Source organism: Pseudomonas oryzagri, from assembly GCF_020831405.1.
In the GTDB taxonomy this organism is placed as follows: domain Bacteria; phylum Pseudomonadota; class Gammaproteobacteria; order Pseudomonadales; family Pseudomonadaceae; genus Geopseudomonas; species Geopseudomonas oryzagri.
Window position 1 is genome coordinate 215,557 of record NZ_JAJHPU010000043.1, and the last position, 10,223, is coordinate 225,779.

10 protein-coding genes are annotated in these 10,223 nt (G+C 68.0%); 3 read left to right on the forward strand and 7 right to left on the reverse strand.

Annotation, left to right across the window (positions count from 1 at the left end; all coding sequences use genetic code 11):
* Positions 1-66: 66 nt before the first annotated feature.
* The gene (locus tag LMJ29_RS17655; RefSeq protein ID WP_229606835.1) at positions 67-2,148 is read right to left on the reverse strand and encodes a carboxy terminal-processing peptidase; all 2,082 of its coding nucleotides are present in this window, start codon (positions 2,146-2,148) and stop codon (positions 67-69) included.
* A 183-nt stretch (positions 2,149-2,331) separates the two neighbouring features.
* Here LMJ29_RS17655 and LMJ29_RS17660 point away from each other — a divergent pair, with 183 nt between their 5' ends.
* Positions 2,332-3,294, forward strand: coding sequence for an NAD(P)H-quinone oxidoreductase (locus LMJ29_RS17660; protein ID WP_229606836.1), 963 nt, complete (start codon positions 2,332-2,334; stop codon positions 3,292-3,294).
* Between the two features lie 41 nt (positions 3,295-3,335).
* Here the strand turns inward: LMJ29_RS17660 and LMJ29_RS17665 are convergent, their stop codons facing one another.
* The 6 genes from LMJ29_RS17665 to minC form a co-directional block, all read right to left on the reverse strand.
* The gene (locus tag LMJ29_RS17665; protein WP_229606837.1) at positions 3,336-3,989 is read right to left on the reverse strand and encodes an HAD family hydrolase; all 654 of its coding nucleotides are present in this window, start codon (positions 3,987-3,989) and stop codon (positions 3,336-3,338) included.
* Positions 3,990-3,999: 10 nt separating this feature from the next.
* Positions 4,000-5,289, reverse strand: coding sequence for a M18 family aminopeptidase (locus LMJ29_RS17670; protein WP_229606838.1), 1,290 nt, complete (start codon positions 5,287-5,289; stop codon positions 4,000-4,002).
* Between the two features lie 77 nt (positions 5,290-5,366).
* Entirely contained in the window at positions 5,367-6,002 is a 636-nt protein-coding gene (locus LMJ29_RS17675; protein ID WP_229606839.1) for an RluA family pseudouridine synthase, read from the reverse strand.
* 60 nt (positions 6,003-6,062) lie between these two features.
* Positions 6,063-6,317 (reverse strand): cell division topological specificity factor MinE, encoded by a 255-nt coding sequence (gene minE / locus LMJ29_RS17680; RefSeq protein ID WP_090348933.1) that lies wholly within the window; start codon positions 6,315-6,317, stop codon positions 6,063-6,065.
* Positions 6,314-7,129, reverse strand: coding sequence for a septum site-determining protein MinD (gene minD, locus LMJ29_RS17685; protein WP_229606840.1), 816 nt, complete (start codon positions 7,127-7,129; stop codon positions 6,314-6,316). Before minD ends, minE begins: the two co-directional genes overlap by 4 nt.
* Positions 7,130-7,184: 55 nt before the next feature.
* Positions 7,185-7,958, reverse strand: coding sequence for a septum site-determining protein MinC (gene minC, locus LMJ29_RS17690; protein ID WP_229606841.1), 774 nt, complete (start codon positions 7,956-7,958; stop codon positions 7,185-7,187).
* Positions 7,959-8,099: 141 nt separating this feature from the next.
* Between minC and LMJ29_RS17695 the strand changes: the two genes are divergently transcribed.
* Together LMJ29_RS17695 and LMJ29_RS17700 are read left to right on the forward strand one after the other, a co-directional pair.
* A complete protein-coding gene (locus tag LMJ29_RS17695) occupies positions 8,100-9,032 on the forward strand; it encodes a lipid A biosynthesis lauroyl acyltransferase (RefSeq protein ID WP_229606842.1) in 933 nt (310 codons plus the stop codon).
* Between the two features lie 2 nt (positions 9,033-9,034).
* On the forward strand, positions 9,035-10,222 hold the full coding sequence (locus LMJ29_RS17700) for a patatin-like phospholipase family protein (protein WP_229606843.1): 1,188 nt from the start codon (positions 9,035-9,037) through the stop codon (positions 10,220-10,222).
* The last annotated feature ends 1 nt before the right edge of the window (position 10,223 follow it).

A 10,223-nucleotide genomic window follows, 5' to 3' on the forward strand; every position in this document is an offset into this window, starting at 1 on the left:
TCGGGGCGTCCAGATTTCACGACTAAATTGTGACTGCCTGATGACAGTGGCGGCGCTCGGCGCCGATCACTGGCGGGCGATGGCCGAATTGAGATTGAGGTAGTCCAGCAGGATGCGCCCCGACTCGGCGAGGTAGGCGTCCTTTTCCGGCGGCAACTTGTCTTCCGTGCTGTTGACCAGTTCCTCCTCCTCGTCCTTGAGCTCCTTGAGCAGGGTTTCGCCCTTGGCGCTGCGCCGGGTGTTCTCCAGGGCCAACTGGCGGCTCTCGATGGTGCTCTGCTGGGCGCGGCGCTTCTTCTCGTTGAGGCTGACCACGGTGTCCTGCATCAGCTGCTGGCTGAGGGCCAGGCGCTGACGGGTGAACACGAAATCGGGATCGTGGGCGGTGCGGGCCTCGTGGCGGGCCTGCAGTTCGCTGAGGAACTGCCGGAACGGATCGCCCTCGGGCTGGATCGCCGGAGCGATGCGGTCCCACGGCATGGCCGCCGGCAGCGAGCTTTCGCCGATTTCCTTGACGTCGACCACCGCCGGGTAGGGGATGTCCGGCAGCACGCCCTGATGCTGGGTGCTCTGCCCGGAAACCCGGTAGAACTTGGCCAGGGTCAGCTTCAGCTCGCCATGGTTGAGCGGCTGGATGGTCTGCACGGTACCCTTGCCGAAGGTCTGGCCGCCGAGGATCAGCGCGCGATGGTAGTCCTGCATGGCGCCGGCGAAGATCTCCGAAGCAGAGGCGGACAGACGATTGACCAGCACGGCCATCGGGCCGTTGTAGTAGGTGCCGCTGTCCTCGTCGGCCAGCACGTCGACGCGACCGTCGCTGTTGCGCACCAGCACGGTCGGACCCTTGTCGATGAACAGGCCGGTCAGCTCGGTGGCTTCCTGCAGCGAGCCGCCGCCGTTGTCGCGCAGGTCGATGACCACGCCGTCGACCTGCTCCTGCTTGAGTTCGCTGAGCAGGCGGCGCACGTCGCGCGTGGTGCTCTTGTAGTCCGGATCGCCGCTGCGGTAGGCCTTGAAGTCGAGGTAGAAGGCGGGAACCGCGATCACCCCGAGCTTGTACTCGCGGCCCTCGTGCTTGAGCTTGAGCACCGACTTCTGCGCGGCCTGCTCCTCCAGCTTGACCGCTTCGCGGGTGATCGCCACCACCTTGCTGGTCTGGTCGTTGGGGCCGTTGCTGGCCGGGATGACCTCCAGGCGCACCACCGAACCCTTGGGACCGCGGATCAGCTTGACCACCTCGTCGAGGCGCCAGCCGATCACGTCGACCATCTCCTTGTCGCCCTGGGCGACGCCGATGATGCGGTCGGCCGGCTGCAGCAGCTTGCTCTTCTCGGCCGGGCCGGCCGGCACCAGGCGGACGATCTTGACGTGCTCGTTGTCGCTCTGCAGCACCGCGCCGATGCCTTCCAGCGACAGGCTCATGTTGATGTCGAAGTTTTCCGCGTTTTCCGGCGACAGGTAGTTGGTGTGCGGATCGTAGGTCTGCGCGAAGGCGTTGATGTAGGCCTGGAAGATGTCCTCGCTGCGGGTTTGCTTCAGGCGCTTGAGCTGATTGTCGTAGCGCTTGGTGAGCAGCTCCTGGATGGCCTTGGGTTCCTTGCCGGCGATCTTCAGGCGCAGCACCTCGTCCTTCACCCGCTTGCGCCACAGCTCGTCGAGCGCCTTGGCATCGGCCTCCCACGGGGCCTTCTCGCGGTCGGTCTGCAGGCTGTCGTCGCTGCTGAAGTCGAACTTGTCGACGCCCTGGGCCAGCATGCCGAGGGCGAAGGTGTAGCGTTCCTGGGCGCGCTCGAGGTAGCGCTTGTAGATGACGAAGCCGGGCTGCAGCTCGCCGCTCTTCAGATAGTCGTCGAGGCGGTTGCGCCAGGCTTCGAAGTCGCGGATGTCGCCGGCGGTGAAGAAGCTGCGCGCCGGGTCGAGGCTTTTCAGGTAGTCGTCGAAGATCTGCGAAGAGCGCGCATCATCCAGAGGCGGCTTGTTGTAGTGGTGCCGCTTGAGCAACTCGACGACGTTGAGACTGGCGATGGTCTGTTCGCGGTCGGGCTGCAGCTCGTCCCAAGGATTGCTGGGCACGGCCAGGGCGGTCAGCGGCAGGGCGCTGGCAGCCAGGACAAGGGCGAGGGCGGTGCTGGGCAGGATGCGTTTCATGGGTCTTGTGCGTCGCAGAAGGTTACGCCGTTAGGCAGCGTAATGGGCACCTAGTTCCATGGTGCCATCATGAGCAGGCGTCCGGAGGGAGGGGGAGGCTGACGCAAGGACAGTTTCCGGGTCACAATCCGGGCGGATTCCGGCGGCCAAAGCACGTCGGGCTTTTCACAATATGGAGGTAGCGTGAACGCATTGCAAGGTATCGACGGACAGCTTGAATGGGGCCCGCAACCGAGTCCGGCGTGCGATGTCGGGCAGATTCGCATCCGCGTGGCGGCCGCCGGCCTCAATCGTGCCGACCTGTTGCAGCGCAACGGCCTGTATCCGCCACCGCCGGGGGTGACCTCGGTGCTCGGCCTGGAGTGCGCCGGGGTGGTCAGCGAGGTCGGCCCGGGCAGCCGCTGGCGGGTCGGCGACCGCGTCTGCGCCCTGCTCGCCGGCGGCGGTATGGCCGAGGAGGTGGTGGTGGACGGCCGTCACGCCCTGCCGGTGCCCGAGGGGCTGAGCCTGGCCGAAGCCGCGGCGCTGCCCGAGGTGTACGCCACCGCCTGGCTCAACCTGTTCCAGCTCGGCGGCCTGCAGCCGGGCGAGAAGGTGCTGTTGCACGCCGGAGCCAGCGGCGTCGGCTCGGCCGGTATCCAGCTGTGCAAGGCGTTCGGCAACCCGGTCTGGGTCAGCGTCGGCTCCGCCGAGCGGCTGGCCTACTGCGAGGCGCTGGGCGCGGCCGGTGGGGTGCTGCGCGGCGAGGCCCTGGAGGGCCTGCGCGACTTCGCGCCCTTCGATGTGATCCTCGATCCGGTCGGCGCCAGCTACGCCGAACTCAACCTCAAGCTGCTCGGCCAGGACGGGCGCTGGGTGATCATCGGCCTGATGGGCGGGCGCAAGGCCCAGCTGGATCTGGCCCTGCTGCTCGGCAAGCGTATCCAGATGATCGGCTCGACCCTGCGCAGTCGCGATGCCGAGTCCAAGGCGTTGCTGCTGGCCGATCTGGAGCAGCAGGTGTGGCCGCTGTTCGCCGAAGGCAGGCTGAAGCCGCAGCTGGAGCGCAGCTACCCGATCAGCGAAGCCGAGGCGGCCTTCGAGGCGCTGGCCAGCAACCAGGTGCAGGGCAAGCTGGTGCTGGTGATCGATTCGAGTCTCAGCTGAATGCGACGGCGCCCGGCGCGATTCCGGGCGCCTGTGCGTCTTCAATCCCAGTGCAGGATGTCCCAGCCGTGACGCTCGGCGTGCTCGCGCAGCGCGGCGTCCGGGTTGACCGCATGGGGATGTTCGACGTGGCAGAGCAACGGCAGGTCGTTGCACGAGTCGGAATAGAAGTGGGCGCCGGCCAGGCTTTCGTCCTGGGCGGCGCACCATTGCTGCAGGCGCAGGATCTTGCCTTCGCGCGCGCAGGGGATACCGCTGATGGTGCCGGTGTAGCAGTCGTGGCGCAGTTCCAGGTCGGTGGCCAGCAGCTCGGCGATGCCCAGGCGCGCGGCGATCGCCTCGACCAGAAAGGTCGGTGAGGCGGAAACGATCAGGATGCGGTCGCCGGCGGCGCGGTGGCGGGCGACGGCGTGCATGGCGGCGGAGTGGATCAGCGGCTCGATGATCGCCTCGACGAACGGACCGGCGAGGTAGTCGACCTCCTCGCGCGAACGGCCGATCAGCGGCTGCACGCTGAAGGCGAAATACTCCTCCAGGGTGATCTCGAGGGCGGCGTAGCGGGCCACCAGCTCCTGCTCGCGGGCGACGAACGATTCGCGGTCGACCCAGCCGAGGTCGGCCAGGTGCGCCGTCCACAGGCTGGGGCTGTTGCCGCCGATCAGGGTGTCGTCGAGGTCGAAGATCGCCAGGGTCACGAAGCGCTCCTCAGACCAGCTCGGCGCTCTGGTAGAAGGCGCTGAGCACCTTCACCAGGTGGGCCAGGTCGTGGCTGCCGGCCAGTTCGCGGATCGAGTGCATGGCGAAGGTCGGCAGGCCGATGTCGACGGTGCGCACGCCGAGCTGGCTGGCGGTGATCGGACCGATGGTCGAGCCGCAGCCCAGGTCGCTGCGGGTGACGAAGCACTGCACCGGCACCTCGTGCAGCGCGCACAGGTGGCGGAAGAAGCCGGCGGTTTCGCTGTTGCTGGCGTAGCGCTGGTTGCTGTTGCTCTTGATCACCGGGCCGCCGTTGAGCTGCGGGCCATGGTTGCCGTCGTGGCGGTCGGCGTAGTTGGGGTGCACCGCGTGGGCGTTGTCGGCGGAGACCAGCAGCGACTGCTGGATCGTCCGCACGAAGTCCTCGCCGTCGCCGAGCAGGCGGCGCAGGGTCTGCTCGAGGAACGGGCCGTCGGCACCGCAGGCGGTGCAGGAGCCGATTTCCTCGTGGTCGGTGCACACCAGCACGCAGTTTTCCTCGTCGCCGGCGGCCAGCAGCGCCTCCAGGCCGGCGTAGCAGGACAGCAGGTTGTCCAGGCGGGCGCCGGCGATGAAGTCCTGTTCCAGACCGATCAGCGCGGCGGCCTGGGTGTCGTAGAAGCTCAGCTCGAAGTCCAGCACGCGCTCGGCGCGAATGCCGTGTTCGCGCTCCAGCTGCTCGACCAGCAGGCTGCGGAAGTCGCGGCTGGCGTCCACCGGCAGTTGGGCGAGCAGCGGCGGCAGTTCGGTCTGCCGGTTGATCTCCCAGCCCTTGTTGGCCTCGCGGTTGAGGTGGATGGCCAGGTTGGGGATCACCGCGATGGGCGCGCGGAAGTCGATCAGGCGGCTTTCCAGGCGGCCGTTGCGGCTGAAGGTGACGCGTCCGGCCAGCGACAGGTCGCGGTCGAACCAGGGAGCGAGCAGGGCGCCGCCGTAGACCTCGACGCCCAGCTGCCAGAAGCCTTGGCGCACCAGCTCCGGCTGCGGCTTGACGCGCAGGCACGGGCTGTCGGTGTGCGTACCGACCAGGCGCAGGCCGCTGTCCTGCGGCGCACGGCGGCCGAGGCGCACGGCGATCAGCGAGGAGTCGTTGCGGGTGACGTAGTAGCGCCCGCCGGCCTGGGCCCGCCAGGGTTCGCGCTCGTCGAGACGGCGATAGCCGGCGGCCTCGAGGCGGCGCGCCAGGCTGGCGGTGGCGTGGAAGGGGGTCGGCGAGGCCTGCAGGAAGTCGATCAGGCCCTGGTTGAGTTCTTCGCGCATGACAGCTCCGGAGGCGGTGATGCGCGAAGTTTACCGGAAGCGCGTGGCCAAGTGCCGTCGATCGCTGCGCGTCTGCCTCAGAACGGCGCCGGGCTCTCGAAGCGCAGGCGCTCGCCGCTCTGCGGGTGGGTCAGGCACAGCAGGCTGGCGTGCAGGCAGAGGCGCTCATGGGCGGCCAGCGCCTGTTCGTGGGCGTACAGGCGGTCGCCGAGCAGAGGGTGGCCGATGGCCAGCATGTGCACGCGCAGCTGGTGCGAGCGACCGGTGATCGGCGTCAGTTCCACCCGGCACCAGTCGCCGCAGCGTTCGACCACCCGCCAGAAGGTGAGGGCGTGCTTGCCCTGCTCATGGTCGACCACATGGCGCGGCTTGGTCGGCGGATCGTAGCGCAGCGGCAGCTCGACGCGCCCACTGTCGGCCGCCGGCTGGCCCCAGCACAGCGCGGTGTAGGCCTTTTCCGTCTCGCGGTCGTGGAACTGACGCGACAGCTCGCGGTGGCTGTCGGCGTCGCGGGCCAGCACGATCAGCCCGGAGGTTTCCCAGTCCAGGCGATGGACGATGCGCGCCTCCGGAAAGCCGTTGTCCTGCAGGCGGGTGACCAGGCAGTCGCGGTTGTCCTCGGCGCGGCCGGGCACCGAGAGCAGGAGGGTCGGCTTGTTGATCACCAGCAGGGCGGCATCCTGGTGAACGATTTCGATGTTCGACAGCGGCATGGCGGTTCCACAAATGACAGCGGCGGCCCGCAGGCCGCCGCATGGTGTTTCCAGGCCCGATCAGCGCTCGGGCAGGGTGACGTTCAGTTCGAGGATCGAGCAGGTGCCCTGGTTCTCCAGGGCGACCTGGACCTGGTCCTGCTCGATGTGCACGTACTTGCGGATCACCGCGATCAACTCCTCCTGCAGGGCCGGCAGATAGTCGGGCTGGCCGCGGCTCCCGCGCTCGTGGGCGACGATGATCTGCAGGCGTTCCTTGGCGATCGAGGCAGAGGTGGTCTTCTTGCGCGAGAGGAGGAAGTCGAAGAGGCTCATTCACGACCTCCGAACAGACGTTGCAGAAGACCCTTCTTCTGCACTTCGAGGAAACGGTGCGGCACATCCTTGCCGAGCAGACGATCGACCGCGTCGCCGTAGGCCTGGCCGGCATCGCTCTGCTCGTCGAGGATCACCGGGATACCCTGGTTGGAGGCCTTGAGCACCGCCTGGGATTCCGGGATCACGCCGATCAGGCCGATGGAGAGGATCTCCTCGACGTCGTCGACGCTGAGCATCTCGCCCTTGGATACCCGCTCGGGGTTGTAGCGGGTCAGCAGCAGGTGTTCCTTGATCGGCTCCTCGCCCTTTTCCGCGCGCTGCGACTTGCTGGCCAGCAAACCGAGGATGCGGTCGGAGTCGCGTACCGAGGAAACTTCCGGGTTGGTCACCACGATGGCGATATCGGCGAAGTACATCGCCAGGTGCGCGCCGGTTTCGATGCCGGCCGGCGAGTCGCAGATGATGTACTCGAAGTCCTTCTTCAGTTCTTCCAGAACGCGCTCCACGCCATCCTTGGTCAGCGCTTCCTTGTCGCGGGTCTGGCTGGCGGCCAGCACGTAGAGGTTCTCGAGACGCTTGTCCTTGATCAGCGCCTGACCCAGGGTCGCTTCCTTGTGGATCACGTTGATGAAGTCGTAAACCACACGGCGCTCGCAGCCCATGATGAGGTCGAGGTTGCGCAGACCGACGTCGAAGTCGACGATCACGGTCTTGTGTCCACGCATGGCGAGACCGGTCCCGAGGGCGGCGCTGGAAGTCGTTTTACCCACGCCACCCTTGCCGGAAGTGACAACAATGATTTTGGCCAAGGTGATTACCCCAGAATTAATAGGTTCAGGTCCCTGAAATTGGCGCGAGTATCCGTTAAAGGCGGGTGATGTTCAACACACCGCCCGACAGGCTGACATGCACCGGTTTCCCCCATTGCGGACCGCGTCTCAAGTCCTCGGCAACCTTGTAGTTACCCGCGATGGACAGCAGCTCGGCGGTGAGTTGCTGGCAGAAGATTCGGGCATTGGTATCGCCCTTGGCTCCGGCCATTACCCGCCCGCGCAACGGGCCATACACGTGGATATTGCCATCGGCGATAAGTTCCGCCCCCGGACTGACGGCCGACAGCACTACGAGATCCCCCCCACGAGCATAGACCTGTTGGCCGCCACGTACAGGGCGAGTGACCACCAAAGTTGGCCGGCATTCGGGTTCCTCGGGCGCTTCTGCCTCGGCGGGGGCCGGCTCCTCTGGCTCTGCGGCGGCCGGCGAGGCGGCGGCAGGGGCCGGTTCGCCGAGCGGCCGCTCGCGGCCGCTGCCCGGCGGCAGCAGCGGCAGGCCCAGCTCGTTGGCTGCCTCGATATCCACCGCGCGACTGGCGCGTACGCCCACGGCGAGCAGGCCGTGACGCTGACAGATGTCGAGCAGGGCGCCCAGATCCAGCGGCGCTTCGTCCTCGGCCAGATGCTCGAGGCCGAGCACCACCGGGGCGGCGGTGAAGAAGTTGGGCGCCTGGGCGACCTTCTCGGTGAGCTGGCGGTCCAGGCGCGCGAGGTCGTTGCGGGCGAGTTCCAGGACGGTCACGGCGAGCATGTTGCCCTTGAGCCGGAACACGGGTTCTTGGTCGGTCGGATCGGCGTGGGTCATGTGATTTGCAATCTGGGAGATGGCGGGACTTATAACGACAACCCCGCGGGCTCGCAAGTTGCAGCCATGGCTGATTCGACGGCATGTGACGGGTAGAATGTTTCGCTCGTTTGTCCGCCCGTTAACCGAATGGATGTATTGATGGATCGTCCCCGCTTTCGTGCCGCCTTTCTTCATCCGCGCTTCTGGCCGTTGTGGCTGGGGCTGGCGCTGCTGTGGCTGGTGGTGCAACTGCCGTATGCCTGGCTGCTCGGGCTGGGGCGTGGCCTGGGGGCGCTGATGCTGATGGGCGCCAGGTCGCGCCGGCAGATCGCCGCGCGCAACCTCGAGCTGTGCTTCCCCGAACTGTCCGCCGCCGAACGGGCGCGCCTGCTGCGCGACAACTTCGCCTCCAACGGCATCGCGTTCTTCGAGATGGCCATGAGCTGGTGGTGGCCGCGCGCGCGGCTGGCGCGACTGGCGCACATCGAGGGCCTGGAGCATTTGCAGGCGGCGCAGCGCGACGGGCAGGGGGTGATCCTGATGTCCCTGCACTTCACCACCCTGGAGATCGGCGCCGCGCTGCTCGGCCAGCGCCACACCATCGACGGGATGTACCGCGAGCACGACAACCCGCTGTTCGACTACATCCAGCGCCGTGGCCGCGAGCGTCACAACCTCGATGCCACCGCGATCGAGCGCGAGGACGTGCGCGCCATGCTCAAGGTGCTGCGCGCCGGCCGCGCCATCTGGTACGCGCCGGACCAGGACTATGGGCGCAAGCAGAGCATCTTCGTGCCGCTGTTCGGCGTGCCCGCGGCCACCGTCACCGCCACCACCAAGTTCGCCCGCCTGGGCAAGGCACGCGTGGTGCCCTTCACCCAGCAGCGGCTGGCCGACGGCTCCGGCTACCGTCTGGTGGTGCATCCGCCGCTGGAGGACTTCCCCGGCGACAGCGAGGAGGCCGACTGCCTGCGCATCAACCAGTGGATCGAGCAGGTGGTGCGCGATTGTCCCGAGCAGTACCTGTGGGCGCACCGTCGCTTCAAGACGCGCCCGGAGGGCGAGGCCAGCCTGTATCGCCGGGAGGCTTGAGCATGGCGGACGGAACGGTGCCGGCGACGGCCGACACCGCCCTGATCCTGTCCGGGGGCGGCGCGCGTGCCGCCTACCAGGTCGGCGTGCTCAGCGCCATCCGCGAGCTGCTGGCCGAGGATGCCGACAACCCCTTCCCGGTGATCGTCGGCACCTCGGCCGGCGCCATCAATGCCGTGGCGCTCGCCTGCGGCGCGCAGCGCATGCGCGCCAGCATCGAACGGCTGACCCATATCTGGCGCGGTTTCAGTACCGACCGCATCTACCGCAGCGATCTGCCCGGAGTGGCGCGCCAGGCGGCCGGCTTCGTCGCCAACAGCCTGCTCGGCCTGGACCGCGAGGTGCCGGTGGCGCTGCTCGACAACCGTCCGCTGGGCGAGCTGCTGCGCCGCGAGCTCGACCTCGACGGCATTCCCGCCGCCCTGGCCAGCGGCCAGCTGCGCGCGGTGGCGGTGACCGCCTTCGGCTACAGCTCGGGGCAGGCGGTGACCTTCTACCAGGCGGCCGGACCGATCGCGGCCTGGCGGCGACACCGGCGGCTGGGCGTGCCGGCGCAGCTGAGCCACGCCCATCTGCTGGCCAGTTCGGCGATTCCGCTGCTGTTCCCGCCGGTGCGGGTGGGACGGGAATTCTTCGGCGACGGTGCCATGCGGCAGAGCGCGCCGATCAGCCCGGCGCTGCACCTGGGCGCGCGCCGCGTGCTGGTGGTCGGCGTCAGCGGCCAGCCGCTGGCCGGCGCGGGCGATGCGGCGGCGGGCGGACCGCCGCTGCCCAACCCGCCGAGCCTGGCGCAGCTGGGCGGTCACCTGCTCAACAGTACCTTCATCGACAGTCTGGAGAGCGATATCGAGCTGCTCGAACGCCTCAACCAGGTCAGCGGCCTGGTGGCGCCGGAGCAGCGCGGTTCGTACATGCAGCCGGTGGACGTGCTGGTGATCGCGCCGAGCCGGCCGCTGGAGGAAATCGCCATGCGCCACCGCCAGCTGCTGCCGCGCGCGCTGCGCCTGTTCCTGCGCGGCCCGGGGGCGACCCGCGCCGGCGGCGCCACGGTGCTCAGCTATCTGCTGTTCGAGGCTGGCTACTGCAACGAGCTGATCGAGCTGGGTTACCAGGACGCCATGAACCGCCGGGCCGAGCTGGAGCGCTTCCTCGGCCTGCCGGTGCTGCACGCCCAGCCGGCGATGGCCTGAG

Excerpts from the sequence above, each read along its gene's own strand:
- LMJ29_RS17655 (WP_229606835.1), bottom strand. The coding sequence starts at position 2,148 with ATGAAACGCATCCTGCCCAGCACCGCCCTCGCCCTTGTCCTGGCTGCC.
- minC (WP_229606841.1), bottom strand. The coding sequence starts at position 7,958 with ATGACCCACGCCGATCCGACCGACCAAGAACCCGTGTTCCGGCTCAAG.
- LMJ29_RS17670 (WP_229606838.1), bottom strand. The coding sequence starts at position 5,289 with ATGCGCGAAGAACTCAACCAGGGCCTGATCGACTTCCTGCAGGCCTCG.
- LMJ29_RS17695 (WP_229606842.1), top strand. The coding sequence starts at position 8,100 with ATGGATCGTCCCCGCTTTCGTGCCGCCTTTCTTCATCCGCGCTTCTGG.
- LMJ29_RS17700 (WP_229606843.1), top strand. The coding sequence starts at position 9,035 with ATGGCGGACGGAACGGTGCCGGCGACGGCCGACACCGCCCTGATCCTG.
- LMJ29_RS17675 (WP_229606839.1), bottom strand. The coding sequence starts at position 6,002 with ATGCCGCTGTCGAACATCGAAATCGTTCACCAGGATGCCGCCCTGCTG.
- minE (WP_090348933.1), bottom strand. The coding sequence starts at position 6,317 with ATGAGCCTCTTCGACTTCCTCCTCTCGCGCAAGAAGACCACCTCTGCC.